The sequence below is a fragment of the Sporolactobacillus sp. STSJ-5 genome, assembly GCF_024385605.1.
In the GTDB taxonomy this organism is placed as follows: Bacteria; Bacillota; Bacilli; order Bacillales; family Sporolactobacillaceae; genus Sporolactobacillus.
Map to the genome: position 1 here is coordinate 119,115 of NZ_JANFOJ010000004.1, position 21,312 is coordinate 140,426.

Annotated in this window: 19 protein-coding genes; 2 read left to right on the forward strand and 17 right to left on the reverse strand. The window is 47.0% G+C overall.

All coding sequences use genetic code 11. The features are described 5' to 3' along the window. Positions 1–63: 63 nt before the first annotated feature. The 8 genes from NOM01_RS06045 to NOM01_RS06080 form a co-directional block, all read right to left on the reverse strand. Positions 64–2,721, reverse strand: coding sequence for a YhgE/Pip domain-containing protein (locus tag NOM01_RS06045; protein WP_255747280.1), 2,658 nt, complete (start codon positions 2,719–2,721; stop codon positions 64–66). 26 nt (positions 2,722–2,747) lie between these two features. Next, complete coding sequence (locus NOM01_RS06050; protein ID WP_255747282.1) at positions 2,748–3,221, reverse strand: Rrf2 family transcriptional regulator; 474 nt, start codon at positions 3,219–3,221, stop codon at positions 2,748–2,750. Positions 3,222–3,415: 194 nt separating this feature from the next. Then, entirely contained in the window at positions 3,416–3,589 is a 174-nt protein-coding gene (locus NOM01_RS06055) for a hypothetical protein (RefSeq protein ID WP_255747284.1), read from the reverse strand. Between the two features lie 542 nt (positions 3,590–4,131). Next, on the reverse strand, positions 4,132–5,154 hold the full coding sequence (locus NOM01_RS06060) for a hypothetical protein (protein ID WP_255747286.1): 1,023 nt from the start codon (positions 5,152–5,154) through the stop codon (positions 4,132–4,134). 148 nt (positions 5,155–5,302) lie between these two features. Beyond that, positions 5,303–5,509, reverse strand: a complete 207-nt coding sequence (locus NOM01_RS06065) for a hypothetical protein (protein WP_255747288.1) — start codon at positions 5,507–5,509, stop codon at positions 5,303–5,305. After that, positions 5,506–6,138, reverse strand: coding sequence for an RloB family protein (locus NOM01_RS06070; RefSeq protein WP_255747290.1), 633 nt, complete (start codon positions 6,136–6,138; stop codon positions 5,506–5,508). Before NOM01_RS06070 ends, NOM01_RS06065 begins: the two co-directional genes overlap by 4 nt. Next, on the reverse strand, positions 6,135–7,349 hold the full coding sequence (locus NOM01_RS06075) for an AAA family ATPase (RefSeq protein WP_255747411.1): 1,215 nt from the start codon (positions 7,347–7,349) through the stop codon (positions 6,135–6,137). The genes NOM01_RS06070 and NOM01_RS06075 overlap by 4 nt, the downstream gene beginning before the upstream one ends. 308 nt (positions 7,350–7,657) lie before the next feature. Continuing rightward, positions 7,658–7,840 carry an amidohydrolase family protein gene (locus tag NOM01_RS06080; RefSeq protein WP_255747291.1) on the reverse strand — a complete coding sequence of 61 codons (183 nt, stop codon included), beginning with the start codon at positions 7,838–7,840 and terminating at the stop codon, positions 7,658–7,660. 222 nt (positions 7,841–8,062) lie between these two features. Between NOM01_RS06080 and NOM01_RS06085 the strand changes: the two genes are divergently transcribed. Then, positions 8,063–8,197, forward strand: a complete 135-nt coding sequence (locus NOM01_RS06085) for a hypothetical protein (RefSeq protein ID WP_255747293.1) — start codon at positions 8,063–8,065, stop codon at positions 8,195–8,197. A gap of 328 nt (positions 8,198–8,525) precedes the next feature. Here the strand turns inward: NOM01_RS06085 and allB are convergent, their stop codons facing one another. The 9 genes from allB to NOM01_RS06130 all read right to left on the reverse strand — a co-directional run bounded on the left by allB (position 8,526) and on the right by NOM01_RS06130 (position 20,461). Further along, positions 8,526–9,920 carry an allantoinase AllB gene (gene allB, locus NOM01_RS06090; protein ID WP_255747294.1) on the reverse strand — a complete coding sequence of 465 codons (1,395 nt, stop codon included), beginning with the start codon at positions 9,918–9,920 and terminating at the stop codon, positions 8,526–8,528. An 857-nt stretch (positions 9,921–10,777) separates the two neighbouring features. Beyond that, entirely contained in the window at positions 10,778–11,686 is a 909-nt protein-coding gene (locus NOM01_RS06095) for a dihydroorotate dehydrogenase (RefSeq protein WP_255747296.1), read from the reverse strand. Further along, complete coding sequence (locus tag NOM01_RS06100; RefSeq protein ID WP_255747298.1) at positions 11,683–12,465, reverse strand: dihydroorotate dehydrogenase electron transfer subunit; 783 nt, start codon at positions 12,463–12,465, stop codon at positions 11,683–11,685. Before NOM01_RS06100 ends, NOM01_RS06095 begins: the two co-directional genes overlap by 4 nt. Continuing rightward, entirely contained in the window at positions 12,462–13,730 is a 1,269-nt protein-coding gene (locus NOM01_RS06105; RefSeq protein WP_255747299.1) for a Zn-dependent hydrolase, read from the reverse strand. Before NOM01_RS06105 ends, NOM01_RS06100 begins: the two co-directional genes overlap by 4 nt. Positions 13,731–13,877: 147 nt before the next feature. Continuing rightward, positions 13,878–14,657: an IclR family transcriptional regulator gene (locus tag NOM01_RS06110; RefSeq protein ID WP_255747301.1), complete on the reverse strand. Its 780-nt coding sequence runs from the start codon at positions 14,655–14,657 to the stop codon at positions 13,878–13,880. A 25-nt stretch (positions 14,658–14,682) separates the two neighbouring features. Then, a complete protein-coding gene (locus tag NOM01_RS06115) occupies positions 14,683–15,909 on the reverse strand; it encodes an MFS transporter (RefSeq protein WP_255747303.1) in 1,227 nt (408 codons plus the stop codon). 710 nt (positions 15,910–16,619) lie between these two features. After that, positions 16,620–17,774, reverse strand: coding sequence for a Ger(x)C family spore germination protein (locus NOM01_RS06120; RefSeq protein WP_255747305.1), 1,155 nt, complete (start codon positions 17,772–17,774; stop codon positions 16,620–16,622). Then, a complete protein-coding gene (locus NOM01_RS06125; RefSeq protein WP_255747306.1) occupies positions 17,771–19,324 on the reverse strand; it encodes a spore germination protein in 1,554 nt (517 codons plus the stop codon). The genes NOM01_RS06120 and NOM01_RS06125 overlap by 4 nt, the downstream gene beginning before the upstream one ends. A 30-nt stretch (positions 19,325–19,354) precedes the next feature. Beyond that, entirely contained in the window at positions 19,355–20,461 is a 1,107-nt protein-coding gene (locus NOM01_RS06130) for a GerAB/ArcD/ProY family transporter (RefSeq protein WP_255747308.1), read from the reverse strand. Between the two features lie 221 nt (positions 20,462–20,682). Here NOM01_RS06130 and NOM01_RS06135 point away from each other — a divergent pair, with 221 nt between their 5' ends. Beyond that, the gene (locus NOM01_RS06135; protein ID WP_255747310.1) at positions 20,683–21,222 is read left to right on the forward strand and encodes a VOC family protein; all 540 of its coding nucleotides are present in this window, start codon (positions 20,683–20,685) and stop codon (positions 21,220–21,222) included. The last annotated feature ends 90 nt before the right edge of the window (positions 21,223–21,312 follow it).

Sequence of the window (21,312 nt, forward strand, 5' to 3'; positions counted from 1 at the left end):
ACCGAACCCATTCATTTGGGTCCACGACTTTTTTCAAAATCCTCTCTGGACTTTTACCGCGTCTTAGTCGCTTACTGCACTTGTGTCTGCACTGACGTCGTTCTTTGCGATGCCTCTTCGTTTGATTTCGAAGAAGCCGATGATTAACGCATTGAAGACGACGATTAATCCAACGAGCACCGCGATGTCGGTTGCGATGCTGCCGCCGATTGAGATCGTTTGCCGGAGGGCATGAACGGTGTAGGTCATCGGCAGATACGGATGGATCGCTTCAAAGAAACCGTTGGTGAGCTGGATTGGGTAGGTTCCGCCTGAGCCTCCCAGCTGCAACACGAGCAGGATGAGCATGAGGAACGCGCCGATTCGATCCAGCAGAAGATTGAACAGATTGACAATGGCCATGAATGCCAAGGCGGTCAGAATCAGCACGCCGAGTGTCTGGAATGAGTCAATCGGATTGAGCCCGACGGTGATGACCAGCAAGACATACATGAGTACGGCCTGCAGAATGCCGATTGCGCCTAATACGGACATCTTGCTCGCCCACCAGGAAATGCTGTTTTTCGGATATTTACTTGGCTTGTATTGATCATAGAGCAGGTTCAGCACAACCGCACCGATGAACAGCCCGATAGACATCATATACGGCGCCATGCCGGTTCCGTTATTCGGTACATTGGCTGCCTCTATGTGCTTGTTGGCTACCGGCGCGGCCATCATTTGATAGGTCTTAGTGTCCGGACTAACACTGGTAATCTTCTTTCCGCCTTTTCCAAGCTTATCGGCCAGCGTTTGATTCCCGTTTGCGAGTTTCGTCAACCCGCTTCCGAGCTGTCCCGAACCGTCCGCCAATTGACCTGATCCTTGATGGATCTGATCCGCACCGCTGCTGAGTTTCTGGACACCACTGGTTAAGGCGGAACCATTGGAGGCGAGCTGGTGTGTGCCACTTGTTAACTTGCTGCTTCCGGCAGCCAGTTGCTGCACGCCATTGGATAATTGCGGCAGTTTACCGTTCAATGTCTGAATTCCGGTATTCAACTGTGACGCGCCAGCCTGCAGATCCGTGCCTTTATCTGCCAGTGCCTGCGTTCCTTCAGATACCTTGCGGCTGCCGGTTTGCAACTGGGTCACACCGCTACTCAGTGAAGGCAGCTGGCTATTCATTTGATTCAAGCCGGTTGCCAAAGCGCCTGCCCCTTGATTCAGCTGGCTGTTCGAATCCGCAAGCTTGCTTGCGCCTGATGCCAGGGTACTACTTGATTCGGCCAATTTGGAGACGCCAGTCTGGAATGCGGGTAGCTGCTTGTTCGCAGCCTGGACTTGCGTGTTGGTTTGCTGCAAGCCAGTGTTCAGATCATTTGCACCGGATTGTAACTGTGAAATTGCTGTGCCCATTTGCTGGTTTTGCTTCAAGAGAGTATTTAATTGGTCCATTAAATCTTTGAGCGGCTGCGCGAGACTTTCTTGTGTCTCTGCCGGAGCTTTTTTAATCGTTTCCTGAAGCGTTTTAATACTAGCTTCCAAGTTTTCAACTTGTTTCGCATTTTTACTACTGTTCACTTGATCATTTAACGCGTTCAGTCCTGAACTCAATTGATCGCTGCCATCGCTCAGTTGCTGCAATCCGGCACCCAGCTTTTGCGAGTTGGAGACCATGCCGGGCACTTGGCTATTCAACTGCTGCATGCCACCGCTAAGTGCTGCGGTTCCATCCTTGAGCTGGGTCACGCCGTTCGTATAGGTGGATAGGCCAGTCGTTAATTGATTGGAACCATTGCTGAGCTTGCTCACGCCGGTCTGGAGCGGAGCAACATTTGCGGCGAGAGTGTTCAATCCTGAATTGAGCTGCGCGGTTCCGTTATTCACCTGTCCGACACCTTGAACATAGGTACCGATTCCGCTGCTTAACTGACTTGAACCGTTGCCCAGCTTGCTGACGCCTTGGCTGAGCGGACCAACGTTTCCGGCGAGCGATTGGATCCCGTTGTTCAGCTTCGTCGCTCCTTGATCGACTTGGTCGATACCTGCGACGTACTTACCAATTCCTTTGTTCATGGTCTGAACGCCGTTCGAGAAGGTGAGTGAGCTGTTTGCCAGCTTCTCCAGTCCGCTTGTCAGTTTCTTGTTGGCTTCAGTCGCTTGATGCGTGCCTGAAACCAGCTTCTTATTCCCCTTGGCGGCCTCATTCATTCCTTTCCCAGCTTCAGCGAGTTCCTTAAACACGGTCCGTGCATAGGTTTCTGCTACCTCTGCCGACACTTTGTCTTTCAATCGGACCACTGCCGATTCCGAGAATTTGGAACCGATGAAATTGTTTCCGGCATTTGTTTTATAGTTGATCTGCATTTTTTTCGGATTTTTATTCAGCAGCGTGGTCGCATGATCCGAGAAGTTCTTGGGGATCGTCACAACCATGTAATAATCGCCGCTTGCCAATCCTTTTTCCGCTTTTTCCTCACTGACAAAATGAAAATCCAGTGATTTCGATTTCTTCATATTTTTGACCATCTCGTCACCAATGGCCAGATTACTGCCCATGTAGCTGACCTTTGTATCGTGGTTGACAACCGCTACGGGCAGGTCGTTCATTTTGCCATAGGAGTCCCACAATGATGCAAGAAAAATGAGCCCGTACAAGGTTGGAATGGTCATGATGCCGCATAAAATAACAAGAATCTTTTTATTACCGAAAATTTTCTTCCATTCACTTCGTATCATAGATGTTTTGTTCTTCCTTTCTTAGATCAGTTGACTTCGCGAGCAATGCTTTCCCAGTCAAATGATTTCTTTTCATAGTCGTGACTCGTCAGAACATCATCCAGTGAAAAATGGTTCAATTTTTCCTTGAAAAGCCTTTCTGCATCATAGAAAATGTTCAACACTTCGTTTTCCTTCTTGATCACCGAGTCATTGGTGAAAAACACATGTTCAGCGAGATGCGATGAGTGAATGGCACTCTCTTTGCCCTCAATGGCTTCAAAAATATCCAGCATGGTCATCTTAGATGAAGGCTTTGCGAGTGAAAAGCCGCCTTCCTTGCTTGCTGAGGATTCGACGAGACCGGCGACGACCAGCTTTCGAACCATTTTCTTCAAGTATGAATCGGAAACCTGCAGCCGCTGACTGAGCACGAAGCTCTTCAGCGGTTTTTGATCCTCCTGTGTCGCGAGCATCGCAAGAATACAAATCGCCTGTTCCACACCGCTTTTCATTTTCATGTCTGCTCTCCCCTTTCTATGGATCGCTCTTTACTTAGCTATTTTATATCCATAGATATATTTTGTCCATAGATAATTATTATCCAAGGGTTATTTTTTCAGTTTTTCTCGTCATTAGTGAAAAAAATATGTATGTAAAAAAGCAGCGCCATTGTGCGGGCGGCACAAGAACCTGCTTTTGGTCGTGATAAAATTTACTGCTGCTCTTCCATTTTCTTTAATTTCTGCTGGATCCGTTCAACATCACTTACGAGCTCTGCAACGATTTCCGGATTTTGACGATGTTCATGTATTTTATTTTTCAGCTTATTCACATCTTCTTGTAAATCGTAAATCAATGTGACTAATTTTTCTATTTTCTGATCCAATCTATGCTGCCTCCTTCTTTAAGCCAATCCATAAGATAGATGATGATTCTTAAGAATTGCTTAAAAGGCATAAAAAGAGAGATTTTTCCTAGATTAATTTTGAGATTCCCTGGATACATGCGGCGCTCGGGCTCGTTTCTCGGATTATGAGCCTTTTTCACCTGATTGGTTTGGATTTTTACCGGATTAAATTGGGGTTTTCTCCGATTAATTCGGAGATTGCATGGATACATGCGGCGCTCGGGCTCGTTTCTCGGATTATGAGCCTTTTTCACCCGATTGGTTTGGATTTTTACCGGATTAAATTGGGGTCTTCTCCAATTAATTCGGAGATTGCCTGGATACATGCGGCGCTCGGGCTCGTTTCTCGGATTATGAGCCTTTTTCACCTGATTGGTTTGGATTTTTACCGGATTAAATTGGGGTTTTCTCCGATTAATTTTGAGATTTCCCGGATAAAGAATAAGCCACTAAACCAAGGTACGGTTTGGTGGCTTTGCGAACTGATGAATGATAGTGAGTGTTGCGCAGTAGGTCCGCTTTTACCCGCCTCTTCTCAGGCTGAGCACATGCGTACCTTCAGGAATTGACGTGTCTTTCGGCTTGATTGAATAGTGAATTTCATAGTAGACCTTGTTGTCTCTAAATTGGAATTTTGCGATTCCGCCTTTATTATGAAAACTGTCGACGAAGTGAAATTGTCCTCTGCCCTTGAGATCGATCGCAACCACATGTTTCATTGTCCCCGGGGCCTGCATATTACCTAGAATGTTGTCTATGGAGATCTTCGCGACATTATAGACCGGCATTTCAATCGTTACGATTTGTATAGGTTCGGTAGGTCCATGATCGGTAAATTGGTTTTTATAGTATTGGTTAAAGGTTTTCTTTGTATTGGACCAGATTCCATTATATCCGGTACCGGAATCGTTGGCAGGCTTTGTACTGTTAGCACTGCTCGACTGCGTACCAGAAGATGCGGCTTTACTGTTTTTGGTCTGCACTTTTTTGAACACGCCGGAGTAATACTTATTAAAACGCGCGTAGTACTGAGCCCATGCTGTATCTTTGCTGTAAGCCTTATTTTCGGATACACTTAACGTCTTTTTGTCTTTCGATAAGGTCATGGTCTGCGTCACGAAGCCGGCTGCTTGGCCGCCGTCTCCAATCAGCGGTGCTTTCCGCACGATGATTTGGTTGCCTTTGGTCGTCAGCTGATTACTCCAAGCGACTTGTCCGTAACTGTCCATTCCTTCATTGTACAAAATTCGGTCCGGCCGAATAGTTATGGAATGAAGCGGATCGTTCGTGGATGTCCAATACCCGCTATAGGGCTGCTTCTTGGCAGCATTCGAATCCATTTTTGCCCCTTGATTGGATGTAGCCGAGTCGGTATTTGTGGAAGGGGTCAACGGTGCTTCTTCTTTCACATGTTTGCTCATTTCTGAACTTTTCACATGTGTTTGCTTGGATTTGTGATCGCTTTTTTCTGAATCCGCTCCGCCGCAGGCAGCCAGCAATACGAGCAGGCATAGGGACACGAGCGTACCCGCTGTTTTTTTCATTGGATCTCCCCTCATTTTTATCGTTTACGAGCATTATAAACTGCAACATGCCTTTTCGTATACTCTGAATGTCCGACCATGACAAAGTTAAGGCTGACCGTGCAAAAAAGGCAAACGTCCGGTTATAGACATTTGCCTTTTGGTTTCTTTATTTTCCCGGCTTGATCACTTGGCCCAGTGGCTTGTGGACGATTTCGCCGTTCTTCATAACGGTTTCGCCGCGGACAATGGTTTCGACTGGAACGCCTTTGACGCGCCAGCCGTCATAGGCGGTGACTTTGCTCTTGCTGTGCAAGTCGGCTGCTTTGATCGTCGCTTCCTTGTTCATGTCGACGATCGTGATGTCGGCCTTCAATGAACTTTTAGCTTATATTGATTTAACACCTTGACCAGTTCGTGTACGGTTGTCGAAGGATTATCTTCGCATGGATTACTAGGTGAGTAACAAGCAAGCAACCTTTCCGCATTCCTTATTGCATATTGTTGATCACCTTTTTCCAATAATAGTTGATATATGGTAGGATCATTTTTCTTATAAGGGCAATCAAGATATTCGTTTAACTTTTTAATGTAGTCTTGTCTCATGATTCCAGAGTTGAGGTATTCAAAATGCAAAACATACCATAGCTCAAATGCCTCATTGGAATATGCTGAATGAAAATTTTTCAGTTGTCTTGTTGTAATTATTGCATTGTTAAACCGTTCTGCCGGAAATTCATCTCGATCAAAAACGCACCAAATTTGATCATAGTTTTTTCCAAGCTTGTGCTGTTCCAAAACGATTTCTTTTGCTCGTTCAACTACGGTCATAGGATCTGCTCCTGCACCATCGACATCTACATTGGTTAACTTGAAACCTCTGAAATAATTTGGTTCTGTTTGCTTACTTTCACAGACAATGAGAATCAAATTTTTTATTTGGCCACGTTGCCCGAATTTACGGCGAAAGTCTTTTGTTTCTCTTCTTCTTCTCGCACGATTCATTTAATTTTCCCTTCCTTATCGGAGAAATCAAATGAACCTATATAAGGAATGGATCCATACTTACCGTGTAAATAATCTTTTTCATAACTTGCATCTTTTCTGACGTTGTAGTCAGATAAGGCATATAAGTCAGTTGCTCCATATTCGTCCTTTTCGGTAAACCAAAGCTGATCTCTTCTGAAAAATTCCTTGCTTAATAAATTCGTGTCATGAGAGTTAAAAATCAGCTGTGCATTTTTTTTATTGAACTCATTTGAATGAAATAAACGAATAATAAATCGTGTTAAAAGCGGATGCAGTTTTGCATCAAGTTCGTCAACAACAAGAATTCTGCCATGGTTTAGTGTATCGATAATTGGTCCCAATAAGGAAATGACTTTCTTTGTTCCCTCCGACTCATTGACCGCCATGCGAAACTTCTCTAGACCTACGAACTGATTATTTCCATCATATTTTTTATGCAGAGTACTGACGCTATGATGTGTTGGCAATTGATCAGTATTGGCAGGTGAAGATAGTCTTTTTATTATTTCATACATTTCATTAGGGATCGGTTCGTCTTCAACAATGAGATCCTCAATACCTAAATCCAGTCTATTAATAAGTATCATTAATTCTTTCTTAGAAGATGCATCTTGAATTTTTTTCATGGTGTAACCAATTGTGAAGTCAGTTAGTCCATCTAGTACGCGCAGGTTTTTAAACCAATAGAGGATACCTGTTGCTTGTTCACCATTTAGATTAGCCACTACCGATAAAAATAGCGCATTGCTTCTTGTCCTTTTTTCTAGCCCTTCACCTTCCTGAAAATCTTTCGTTACTGTTATTTTCCCATTCTCGCGATAAAAAAGTTCTTTCTCTTTTCCACCTAAATTGGCAACGTATAACCATTCGCTTTTTACTTCTTTGCGGTCTGCCTCGAAACCATAACGATATTGTTTCTCTTGATGAACAAATACAATTTCAAATAAACTTGGTTTTTCTGCGTTTACCGTATTCAGCTTAAAACTGTCGATTCCACCAATTTCTTCTCCAATTTGTCCCTCTTTCGAAGATGACTGAACAAATCCCCTCATAAACGCAATTGCCTTGATCAGATTGCTTTTACCACTTGAGTTCGCTCCGTAAATAACGGCAGTTTTTAGAAGCTTCATGTTCGGTAACTTTATTAAATGAGTATCTTTATGTTCCGTTATTCTAGAGGCTACCATGCTCAATGTCACTTCATCCCTGAAGGATAGAAAATTACCAACACTGAATTGCAGGATCATACAACACACCTCAACATTCGAATTATTCTCGATTTATATTCCTATTATATACATTATGTAGAAATAAAACACGTATATTGAGATTATTTCTCATTTTGTCTAAAAAAAGATAGTGGACGATTTCGCCGTTCTTCATGACTGTTTCGCCGCGAACAATGGTTTCGACTGGAATGCCTTTGACGCGCCAACCATCGTAGGCAGTGACTTTGCTTTTGCTGTGCAGGTTGGTTGCTTTGATCGTAGCTTCCTTATTCCATGTCGACGATCGTTATGTCGGCATCGGTGCCGACTTCGAGCGAGCCTTTCTGCGGGGTAATGCCGAAGCGTTTGGCTGGGTTCTCGGACATCAGCGCGGTCAGCTTCTGCAGGCTGAGCTTGCCTTCGTGGGCTGCGTTGAGCATGAGCGGCGCCATCGTTTTGGTGCGAGGCATGCCGGCCCGCTTTTTTGTGAAAATAAAAATTTCTACGATATTAACCGTAGAAATTATTTTATATATGATCCTTTTCATTCCAATCAATTTTGTGTAATGTATCAGTCCTTATAACAGTGGTATTCGTCGTGTCCGAGATTTGTTATAATTTTTTATGTTGCCTAAATATAGTTTTGATTGCTTTCTTCGCGTTTGATTATACAACGTGAAGGAGGTGATCACGTGGTTCGACGCAGCAAGAAACAGTTACAAAAAAAGCAAGAAGAGCGCCAACACATTCTCATTGAGGAACTACTCATTCCTCTGATTATTGCGATTGTGCCGGTTCTTCTTACTTGGCTACTGTCTCAGTTTTAGGCAACAGAAGGGAATTTATACCCTTCGGAATGATAAAAGACTTCTGACTTACTCAAGGTCAGAAGTCTTTTATGTGGTTCGACGCATTATTTATATTTTTATTGTAGCAAAAAAATTCTCGAATGTCATCTAATGATTAAACATAAACAACAGCCATCCTTCGCCCTAGAATCTGCGCTTAGCCATATATCCTTTCAATATTTTATTGAAAGGTACGGTTTCGTGACTGTTTTGAGAACTGATGAATTATAGTGGTTGTTGCGCAGTAGGTCCTAAACTGCGCAAAAAAGGCAAAAGTCCTCGCTCTGACTTTTGCCTTTTCGTTTCTTTATTTTCCCGGCTTGATTACTTGTCCCAGCGGCTTGTGGACGATTTCGCCGTTCTTCATGACGGTTTCGCCACGGACGATGGTTTCGACTGGAACGCCTTTGACGCGCCAGCCGTCATAGGCGGTGACTTTGCTCTTGCTGTGCAGGTTGGCTGCTTTGATTGTCGCTTCCTTGTTCATGTCGACGATCGTGATGTCGGCGTCGGTACCGACTTCGAGTGAGCCTTTTTGCGGGTAGAGGCCGAAGCGTTTGGCCGGGTTTTCGGCCATCAGCGCGGTCAGCTTCTGCAGGCTAAGCTTGCCTTCGTTGACTGCGTTCAGCATGAGCGGTGCCATCGTTTCGGTTCCGGGCATGCCGGCGGGAATCTCCCATAGGCTGCCCGCTTTTTCTTCAGGCGTGTGCGGTGCGTGATCAGATGAGACGATGGTGATCGTACCGTCACTGATCGCCTGCCAGAGTGCTTCTTTGTCTTTTTCATATTTGACCGGCGGATAGATTTTCATGACCTGGCCAACCTTCGGATAGTCCTCGTTGCTGAGGAACAGGTAGTGCGGACAGGTTTCAGCACTGACCGGCGCGCCTTGCGCTTGGGCGCGTCGGATGGCGTCGGCCGCTTCGGCCGTGGTCACATGAAGCACATGCAGCTTGGCGCCGGAGGCTCTTGAAAAAGAGGTTCCCATCTGAACCGTGACTTCTTCAGCCAAATTCGGCCGTCCGTCGAGCAGCGCATTGTAATCGGTGCGGCTCGCTTTTTTCACCTGCTCTGTGAGCACTTGGATCAGGCTGCTGTCTTCACCATGGATCGCCAGCACCTGACCGGTTTTGGCCACGTTTTGGAAAATTTCGTAGACTTCGCCGTCGGACAGTGGCGGCAGGACGTCGGTCATTCCCGGCTCATAGTTGTAGGTGAGCTGGAAGGTGTTCTTGTTGACGGCGTAGCCCCAGAAGTACTTGAAGCCGATGACGCCGGCTTCATGGAGCTCGGGCAGCTGCGCGTTGTTCATCGGGCCGAGTGCGATACCCCAGATGCCGAAATCGACATGCGCCTTGGGCGTCAGGTTGGCGACCTGTGCATGGAAGCTTGCTGCATCACGCGTCGGCGGTGTGGTGTTCGGCATGTCGAAGATCGTTGTGATTCCACCGGCTGCGGCTGCCTGGGTTGAGGTGAAAAAGTCCTCTTTGTAGGTCGGACCTGGGTCGCGCGAATGCACGTGGACGTCGATCAGTCCAGGTAGTATGTATTGGCCTGTTGCATCGGTTTCTCTTGTTGCTTCTCCATCGAGCGGCTGCTTTGAGATGGCGGCGATTTTTCCATCATTAATATAAATATGAGCTTGATAAGTTTCGTGTGGTGTGACGATGGTTCCGTTCTTGATGACGTAATCCCAGTTCATCTGTTGTGAGCCTCCATCCGTTCTGTGCGCTTTTGTTGTCTTTCATTATACGGGATTTGCGAGCGGATAGCCAAAGGCTTGTCCGCGCTTTTCTATTTGGAAGATCCGCCGGATGGGCGGATCTGTCAGCTCGGTAATTAAGTGAGTTGAGTATCGTTTTACATGTTTGGTTGAACTTTTATTCGTTTGGGTTCAACTCTTTTGTTCGGTTCAACTTTTGACTGCTTTGGTTGAACTTTTGGTTCATTGGGTTCAACTTTCCTTCGTTTGGGTTGAACTCTTTCTGTTCGGTTCAACTTTTGACTGCTTTGGTTGAACTTTTGGTTCGTTAGGTTCAACTTTCCTTCGTTTGGGTTCAACTCTTTTGTTCGGTTGAACTTTTGACTGCTTCGGTTCAACTTTTGGTTCGTTGGGTTCAACTTGCCTTTGTTTGGGTTGAACTCTTTCTGTTCGGTTCAATTTTTGACTTCTTTGGCTGAACTTTTGATTCATTGGGTTCAACTTTCCTTCGTTTGGGTTGAACTCTTTTTTTCGGTTGAACTTTTGACTGCTTCGGTTCAACTTTTGGTTCGTTGGGTTCAACTTTCCTTCGTTTGGGTTGAAATCTTTTTGTTCGGTTGAACTTTTGACTGCTTCGGTTCAACTTTTGGTTCGTTGGGTTCAACTTGCCTTTGTTTGGGTTGAACTCTTTCTGTTCGGTTCAATTTTTGACTTCTTTGGCTGAACTTTTGATTCATTGGGTTCAACTTGCCTTCGTTTGGGTTGAACTCTTTTTGTTCGGTTCAACTTTTGACTCCTTTGGTTCAACTTGCCTTCGTTTAGGTCTAACTCGCCTGTCGGGATCTCCGTGTTTTTCTTTAGCTGACATCAACCTGACCGATGAGATCTGTGATTTGGTCAATGTGATGACGTTCCAGATAATCCGTGATTTCATCGGTGATTATATTCATGGCATTCGGTTGAACAAAGGTTGCCGTGCCGATCTGGACGGCCGTTGCGCCGGCAAGGATCATCTCAATGGCATCTTGGCCGTTCATGATGCCGCCGCTGCCGATAATGGGCAGGTCGGTTGCTTGGTGTGCTTGATAGATAAGCCTAACGATGAGCGGTTTGACAGCCGCGCCGGACAATCCGCCCATGATGTTGCCAATGCGCGGTTTGCGAGTTTCCGTATCAATCGCCATCGCCAGGAATGTATTGGCGACTGTAAGTGCGTCGGCACCCCCTCGCTCTGCGGCTTCGGCGATGTCCTGAATGCGTGTCACATTCGGTGTCAGCTTGGCAATCAGCGGCTTGCCGGTCACTTTGCGCACAGTGCGGAGCAGCTCATCGGTGGTCTCCGCACTCATACCAAAGGCTTGTCCGTTATCGCGCAGATTCGGACAAGAAATATTGAGTTCGAGTGCCGCAACGCCGGGCTGCTTGTCCAGCCGCGCGGCAAGCAGTTCGAATTCTACTATTGATTCGCCGGAAATGCTGGCGATCAGCGGCGGATCATAGTCTTGATAAACGGGCAGTATGTGCGTGATGTACTGCTCGATACCTTTGCTTTGAATGCCGATTGAATTGATCATCCCTCCGTCCGTTTCGCAGACGCGCGGTGTTTGATTTCCTCCGCGCGCAGACAAAGTGATGCTTTTCGGCACGATCGCACCAAGCAGATTGATGTCGAGCAACGGCGCAAGTTCGGGACCGAATGTGCCGGAAGCCGGCATGACCGGATTTTTCAAGGTCAGGCTGCCGATTCTTACGGATAAGTCAGTCATTGCAGCACCGCCTGACTAATTGGGAATACCGGGCCTTCTGTACAGACGCGGACTGTTTTCAGCTGGTTGCCTTTGCGAATCGTGCATGCGCAGGCGTAGCAGTCGCCGATCCCGCATGCCATGTGTGCTTCAGTTGCAAGCTCCCCTTTTAGATGATAGGTCTCTGCGAGTTCCTGAACGAGCTTGCCCAGTCTGCTCGATCCGCAGGTATAGATCGCGCTGATTCCTTCTTCGCAAATTAATGTTTCCGAAAGCGCGCGTACGGATTCTACTGAGCTGGTTCCTTCTTGATCAGTCACTGTGTATACCGTTGCACCCAGTCGGCTCAGTGTGTCTACCGTCAATAGATCGCCTGGCGTTCGCGCGCTCATGATCACGTGTACCTCCATATTTTCGCTACGCGCCTGCCTTGCTAAGGCGTGCAGCGTGGCAACGCCTACGCCGCGCGCAATCAGAAGCAATGCCCCTTGATCCGGCAGCGTAAACCCATGCCCGAGCGGACCGAGCAAACTCAGCGTATCGCCTTTTCTCATCAAGGTCATCTGCTGCGTACCGTTTCCTTTGACCAGATAGAGAAACTCGAGACAGTGCGATTCATGGTCATAGTTGTAAACGCTGAGTGGACGCCGAAGCGGGTGCTTCCAGTTATCACTGCACCGGATGTGGAAAAACTGACCGGGTTGAACCGGCCGGTCGAGTGCAGACACGTCAAGGGTCATCTGCCAATAACGCCTACTTACAGGATGATTGTCTATTAGTCGTGCATCGAATAATTTCATAGGCTTTGTTTTACACCTGCTTTCGTGTTGGATTCAATGACTGCTCGCTCAAGCACGGCTGCCTCCAGAACCTCGATTCCTGTCATGATGTCTTGTAAATCGGTATGTTCATCAGGATGATGGCTGATACCGCCGGTGGATGGCACAAAGATCATGCCTACGGGGCACAGGACTGCCATGTTCATGGTGTCATGTCCTGCCCCGCTTGGCATACGGATGAATCCAATTTTTTTCTTGCGGCAGACGGTCTCAAAGGTCTTAATGACATCGGCATCCATACGTACCGGGGTTTCATCGCTCAGCAGCGTACAATCGATCTGCAAATGCCGCGTCGCGCGTAAATGATCAAGGAATGTGTAGAGAAATTGAACGACGCGATCCTTAGATGTACGTGAAATACTGCGAATGTCGACCTTCAGATGGGTTTCGCCCGGGACCACATTCATCGCGCCGGGTGCAATCTCAATATCGCCGACCGTGGCTACCGTTCCGTGCTCCATTTCACGTCGGGCGGCTTTTTCGAGCTCAATGGTGATCTCGGCTGCTCCGATCAAGGCATCCTGTCTCTGATTCATCGGCGTGGAGCCTGAATGTGCCGCATGTCCCTTCACACAAATGTTGAACCGCGTCGGCGCGGCGATGCCGCTGACCACACCGATTGGACTGTTTGTTCCTTCAAGCATGGGTCCCTGTTCAATGTGCATTTCCATAAAAGCAGCAAGGGCATGTTTCTGCAGTTGTGCTTCTTCAAGGCGGCCGAGTTCAAGCCCGCGTTCCGCAACTATGGATTGGATGGTCCGTCCCTCTTTATCTGTAAGCCTTGCAATGTCCTTTTGCTTGATCAGTCCGGCTATTGCTTTGCTGCCGATTTGCGAGAATCCGAATCTTGCCGATTCTTCGCAGGCGAACGCAAAAATGTCGATTGGATGTGTCGTCCGAATGTGTCGATCATTCAGATCACGCACAATTTCCAATGCTGCAAGAACGCCTATTGCCCCGTCATATTTTCCGCCTTCATAGACTGTGTCAAGATGTGAGCCGATTCCGATCGCCGGAAGCTCCGGACAGGTACCAGTCCTGCGCGCGATCACATTGCCGGCCGCGTCCATTCGTACCGATAGTCCCGCTGCCTTGCACTGTGCCATAAAATAGTCCGTCGCTTGTTTTTCCTCTTTACTATAAGCGAGTCGTTTCATCCCACGATCCGTGCTGCCTATTTTTCCAAGTTCATCCATTGTCTGTTTGAATCTTTGTACCTCTACCATTGCTATCGCCATCCTTAATGCATTTCCTAAATAGTTACGTCATCCGTTGTCTCTCTACGTGTTCGCGCAATGACTTTTTCTCTCGTGCTTTGAAGTAAATAGAGCTGGCCTCCCGAGTAGATCCCTCGTCAGCCAGCTGTTTTAATTTTAAAATAATGAACTCAGTGCCTGCATCGAGCTCAGGTGATCGCTTGCTTGATCTGCCACTCGCTGTAATGCCTGAATCAATTTATCTTTATGTGCATCGAAATAATGATATTCGCCAACCAAGCTCAAGCTGATCGAGGTCTGATCTTTCCCATGAAAAATCGGGACAGATAATGCCGCTGTGCCGAGTTCAAGCTCCTGCTCGCAGTATGCCGCTCTTTCAACTCGTGCCTCTTGAATCTTTTGCCGAAGATCGTTGACATCCGTTAAAGTAAAAGGTGTCAATGGATCCAATTTTTCTTTGTCCAACAGGCGGTCAATCACTGCATTCGACTGAAATGCCATGATAATCTGAGCCGCCGCTGCCGCGTGTACCGGCATACGCTGTCCGACATGGACGAAAAAGCTGTTACCTGCACTGGACGGCTGATGCGTATGCGTGCAGAAAATTTCATCGGATTGAAAACGGCAGATAAATGCGTACAGGCCGGTTTCTTCTCCAACCTGCTTGCAATACTGTGCTAGCAAGCCAACAGGATCCCGATTCTGGAGAAACGCACTGCCCCAGGCCATTGATTTCGGCCCAAGCATATACTTTTTCGATTCCGGATCCTGCACCACTAATTGGTATCCCATCATGCTCTGCAGCATTCGGTGCAAGGTTCCCTTACTGAGCAAGGTCTGCCGTGAAAGCTCCGCAATCCCAACTCCGGCAGCCGGGCAATTGCTGATTTGGTCCATCAGCTTTACAAACCGGTCCATCCATTCGATCGTGATCACGTCCTTTCTCTTCGTACCTTTTTAATTAAACGAGATCTTTGCCCTTCGTCTCCGGAACGAGTAGGAGAATCGACACGGCTGCCAAAATATAAACAAATGAGATGGTACCAAGCGCCGCACTGAGTGAATGGTTCATCGCCATAAATCCGATGATCAGCGGACCAAAGCTGCCGATGAATCGACCGGTATTAAAGATAATATTTTCAGCGGTTGAACGTGCTCGCGTTGAATAGTGCTCAGCCAGCAGCGCGCCGTAACCGCCCATCATTCCGTTTACGAAGAAACCGAGAACAGAGCCGAGCACTACGAGCGTTGTCGGATTGTCAATATGGAAATAGATCCATACGATAATTGCCGCGCATATTTGAAAGGTAATGTATGCCGGTTTGCGGCCCCATTTGTCTGCAAGCCAAGCGAACGTAATAATGCCAATGACCATGCCGATAACCGTTGAAATCGTCCAAACCACGGTACCGTTAATCGTGTAGTGGTGCTGCTGCGCGAGCATCGTCGGCATCCAGTTCATGATGCCGAAATACCCGAAATTCTGCACACTGCAGATGATAATCAAGCCAAGCGTTGTACCGGTAATACGCCAGTTTTTGAAAAGTTCAACGATGGAGATAGAGGATTTCTTTTCATTCTTTGTTTTCAGCCAAATATCCGGTTCTTTTAGACTGCGGCGCGACCACCAAGCGAGCAGTGCGGGAATAACACCAACAAGGAATACGCCTTTCCAGCCAAAATGCGGTGCGATAAATGCCGCGGTCAGCGTCGCAAGTATTGTTCCTCCTTGATACCCCAGCGCAACGTAAGAAGTTGCACGCGTCCGCGACTTTTTCGGCCACGTTTCAGTTACAAGGGTCATACCGATCCCGAACTCGCCGCCAAGACCAAGTCCGGAGAGAAACCGGAAAATGTTAAACGTTTCGTAATTTGGTGCGAACGCGCATAATCCAGTAAACACGGAAAATACGAGAATCGTCCATGTGAACACACGGACACGTCCATAGCTGTCGGCCAGAATACCAAATGCATAACCGCCGATCACAACGCCAAGCATGGTAATCGTCGAGATGCTTCCTGCTTGCGCAGGATTGAGGCTGTAATAAGCGATAATTAATGGCAGTACAAACGAAAGCATCATCATGTCCAACCCGTCCATCGCATAACCAACAATCGATGCCCACAGGGTTTTGTGCTGATAAGGTCCAATTTCATTCAATTCCACAGTGCTGTTTGACTCGGTCATTTTTCTTCTCTGCCCTTCTTTTTCTGAAATTTGTTATGAGTGCCCAAGGTGTTTATTCAAATGATCTAGATAATAGTTCCACCCAGTGGAACATCGTTTCTATTTTGAATAAACTAAAATTAAAGGAATGAAGTCATTGTAACCTTTCTTATAAACAAGCAAAAGGATCGTGTCAGAATATATGACAAACTATTTTTTCATTCGACATCATACGATTCATTTTATCGCATGGACATGTTTCCGGGTTCGATTGATTTATCGGCATTTCATGCAAACTCAGAAAAATGGGCATAGCCTACTCCCTATTTCCGCAGTATGCGGACTTTCGCTTTGCGCAGGACGTACTTTCACAGGACGCTTGGCAAGAACCTTTGCTCCAAATGCAATTTTGAATCGTTAACCTTGTGCTTGAACAGGCACTCCTGTTTCCGGGCAATATGTAACGAGTAAAATAAGCGGAGATTTTCCGGTTATGTGCACTATGGAGCTTATTTCGCCGGTAAATAAGGGGAATTTTTCCGCTTATGCAAAGCAAAACCCTTCATTTTCACGTTTTTCGATTGAATAAGCGGAATTTCTCCGTCTATTTAAGCTATTTTTTCATTCATTTTCGAATTAAGCGGAATTTTTCCGCTTATTTCTCAGATTAGACGCTTATCTGATTACCCAACCGAATCTATAATCTGATCGTCGTCAATCCTTTCCTAAATTTAATCGGTGATCGCGCCTGAATGAATCAGTTCGATATGCGGATGAATGCGCAGCTTAATGGTGCGGTAGATATCCGGCCAGTGCTTTTCCCACTTTTGAAACTCTGCCGGGTATTTGCGGTCAAAGGCCTGATAGGTCATGTAGACATCGCTGTTCAGCTTTTGGCTTTTGTGGAATCCGCTGTGAATGACGGAGGAAAGAAAATGGCCGGTGCTTTCCTCAATGATCGCGTAGTCTCTGTTTTTCATCGGGTCCAGATGGGTACTGTTTTCTACCAGCGCCCCTCTGCCGCGCAGGTCAACATCGAGAATCCACTGTCCTTGGTGTATCGTCGGTCGCACATGGACATGGACCGCCTGTACATCAACTGAAATTGCTCCTTTTTCATCTCTTGGCGAAAAGGAAAAGATATTATCTTCAAAAGCACCGGTCATCATCAGCATGCCAAAGGTTTGGCGTACGTTGAGCCTTCCATTCAAAATTTCTTTGGAAAAAATGGCTGAGCCCACCGTGTCAATGACCTTCTTTCGCGGGTCGGTGCGATCCTCGGTCAGTTTGATGCATGGAATCGTTATGGGTTTGTTGGGGCGTGTCTTCATCAGGCTGATGTCACGGATCGTTGTCTCCAGGTTCACATGCTTTCGCTCCTGCTTCATGAGTGCGATGGACGAGTTCCGTTCCAAAACGGATTGGGCAGCCAATATATCGGAAACTTTATCATCGGTGACAAAAAGCAACGTTCGCTGTCGTATTTCCCGCATCCGCTGGAAGTAATCGAGCACTTCACCTAAGCGGTCGCGTGCGACGCTCGTGCTGATCACGATCACTGTGTTGTGGCCGCGAAACAGGCGCCGCGACATACGTCTGGTAATATTATTGAATGCGTCGGTGATGGTTTCTCCGGTCTCGGTGGTGACAAAAGATTGATTCTGAATGGGGGTTGACCCGGCAGATTGCTGTGCTTGTCCGGTCTGCGGCACAAACAGCTGCAGGGAGATCCGGATCCGCCCCTCATCTGTCATGTCGATTCCCGTTGCCATGACCAGGGCGAGATTGTCCAACTCATGGTGATCCTTGCATCCGCTGAGGGTCGGAAGAATGAGCAGGATTATGAGCAGCAGGATTTTTCCCGTATGTATTGCGTGTTGCTTCATGTCTTTTGCCCCCTGCCTTTCACGGATTGGTTTCTGTTTCCATGAGCACCTTGAGGATTCTGTTTCTGAACCCATAGCGGTGCACGCACGACGCTGTCGAGTGACGCTTTTTTCCTGAACGGCGCGAACGGTTCAAAATAAGGGATACCGAATGACCGGAGCGAGGTCAGATGAATCACAATGCAGATGACCGACAACACAACACCGAGTAAGCCGAACATACTGGCAATGATCATAATCGGAAAACGCAGGATTCGGATCGCAATGGACAGGTCATAATGCGGAATCATGAATGAGGCAATCGCAGTGATGGAGACGACGATGACCATCGCCGGTGATACGAGACTGGCTTGAATGGCCGCTTGCCCGATGACAAGCGCGCCGACGATGCTGATTGCCGGTCCGATCTGACGCGGCAGACGAACACCCGCTTCGCGCAAGCCTTCGAATGTAATTTCCATGCCCACGGCTTCAACCACTGCCGGGAAGGGCACCTGCTCTCGAAATTGGATAACAGACATGATCAATGTGGTCGGAATCAGCTCCTGATGGAAGGTGATGACCGCAATGTAAAAAGCCGGTGCAAGTAGTGCAATGAGAATAAAAATCGTACGCAGGATTCGGAGCAGCGTGCTGATTATAAATCCTGAATAGTAATCTTCCGGTGATTGCATGAAGGCGAAAAAGGTGGTAGGCATGATCAGTACATTCGGGGTGCCTTCAAAAAAGAGTGCGGCGCGCCCCTCTAACATTGCGGCGCAGATCGTGTCCGGCCGTTCGGTTGTCTGGATCTGCGGAAAAATACTCCAGCGCTGATCCTGAATCTGCTCCTGAATCATGCCTCCGTCCCAGACGCCGTCAATGGAGACCCGATTGACGCGATCCAGAATTTCCTGAATCAGCTTTTTATCGCAAATACCATCCATATAAGTGAGTGCGACCTGCGTGCGCGAATAATCACCGACCTCCAACGTCTTCACCTTTAGTTTCGGTGTCCGAATCCGCCTGCGAATCAGAGAGATGTTCACATGCAACGATTCGACAAAGCCTTCTTTGGCACCGCGGATGACTGGTTCCGTCGGTGTATCTTCAACCGAACGCGTTGCCCACTTGGTCAATCCCAGGATCAGCGCAGACGGCACCCCATCCAGAAAAAGAACCGGCTTTCCATCCGAGACATTTTTGAATACATCGGCGAATTGCTTGATCTTCTGGGCATCGGTTACAGACAACGCCTGCTTCATATCCTCAAGACTGCGCACAGGTTTCTTGCTTTTTTGCAGACTTTTTATGACATGCTCGTCGATCTCCTCAACATTTGCGGTGCCTTCAAGATAAACAAGCAGTGCACCGCTCTCTCCTTTTTCCCCGAATCGAATGACGCGCTGAATCACATCGGCACAGTCTTGATATGCCTGATCCAAAATGCGCTTGTTTTTATTGAGGCTGCCGCTGATCATTTGCGACGCTTCCGGAGCAAGATACAGTTGTTCCGGCGTTTTCTTTTTGCTTTTTCCTTTCCATTGACGCAAAAAGTTCCAGACACTCATCAGCACCTATTCCTTTCCATTGTTATCAACTCACTGCCCGCTGCTTCTTGGTGTATCTCGATGAAACAACAGGCAATAGATGAGGAGCAGAATTGGCAGAATCATATTTCCAACGAGGCAGCAGATATTCAGAAAAAACATGCCGTTTTGATACATGCTCTTCATGCTTGTAAAGCAGAATGAACTGATCAAAAGCAACAGCAGCATAACCGGAAGTGCCAGCTTGGCATAGCTTATCTTTTTCACGAAATGCGCGGTATTCACACTGATGATGAACATAAGAAGCGCCATTTTAACAAACACGCCAAGCAGCCAGACGATCATGAATAAAGCGGAGCTGCGTTCAATCAGTCCACTGACTTGGATGTAGCGTTCGACAATATCGAAAGAGTACAGATATTGAGACGTCGCATCACCAAGAAAACAAATAACGACGAAAAACACAATCAACAGCGAAACCGTTGTTGCCGTGACAAAGAGAAAGCCGGTTGTCAGCATTTTTTTAGCCGGAACGGAGACGGCAGGCATGTAGAAAGCACCCCAAAGAAATTCGCTGTACCACGCAAAAGAAAATACTGCCCCCTTCAGCGGATACAGAATACCCTTGTCCAAAATCGGCAGCAAGCGGTAAGGCGATAATTCCGGCAGAATCAGCAGGCAAGTGATGAGTTGAACTGCAATGATAAACGGAAAAAAGAATACGGAGGAGCGGCAGATCACCTCCAGCCCTTGATGCACTGCGTACATGCAGACCAACAGCAGCAAGCCGATAACGACAACCGCGGGCATGTATTGGTAGTAATTGATGGTCACGTACATTTGATATTCTCGGAGGATGAAGATCGCCTGTCCAATTAACAAACCGAGCAGGAGCGCCGAGCAAAAGTTGCCGATCCAACGGCCCATGGTTGTTCGAAAAATTTCAATGAGGGTCTGCCCAGGAAAACGATGGTAAAGATACGTGACTACAAGCACCATTACATAGCCTGCGAGCGAGCTGACGATCAATGGCAGCCATAAGTTCTGCTCGGCTGCTTTATACAGCATGGTCGGCATCGTCAGAATCCCGGTTGTGATCATCCCCAAATAGATAGGTAAATAATAGTGAAAGAGCGTAATTTTCTCGGATTTGATCATTTCGTCCCAACCTTCTATCAAATAGCGCAACTCAAAAAGAAGTTATTTTTTAATATGTTCCTGATGGGCGAATTTTATTTATTGGAATGTGCACGGCGGCTTTTGATCGCAGGCTTTATCTAATGTCGATTGGCTCGTAAACTCACTCAGGTTTACATTGAGTCCAAACTGGGTATATCTCTAGTTAACAGTTAATGATTTGTATATGGAGGCATTCTATTTTGAAAGAAGATCAGTTTGGAGCATTACCAAGAGGAATTAATCACATTGGGCTGACTGTACCAAATTTAGATCAAGCGGCCGCTTTTTTAAAAAAAGCGCTTGGTGCAGAGTATGTATATGACGGTTTAACATTAGATGATGCCCCTCGAAAAGGGCGGACGGTAGAGCATCAGCTTGGCCTTTCGGATGGCAGTAAAATTATCAAGCAACGATTGCTCCGAATTGGGAATGGAGCAAATCTTGAGTTGTTTGAGATTGTCTCAGACAAACAGACACAGCCTGCCGGATTGCAGGATTTGGGATGGAATCATATCTCTATTTACGTAGATCATATTGAAACGGCTGTGGCTCGTGCAAAAGCTGCGGGTGCCCAATTTCTATCTGAAATTCACGGAAATTCGAAGCATGAAGATACACCTGAAAACGCCAGCGTCTACTTTGTGACTCCATGGGGTTCACTTGTTGAACTGCAATCTATTCCCAACGGATATTATTATCCTGATGACAGCGAAGCGGAGACCTGGATTCCGGAACGATAATTGATTGATGAGCATAGCTATTAAACCTCGGCCATAACCGGCCGAGGTTTTTTATGGCTTGCTTATTAGGCGGAGCTTGTTTGACCTCAT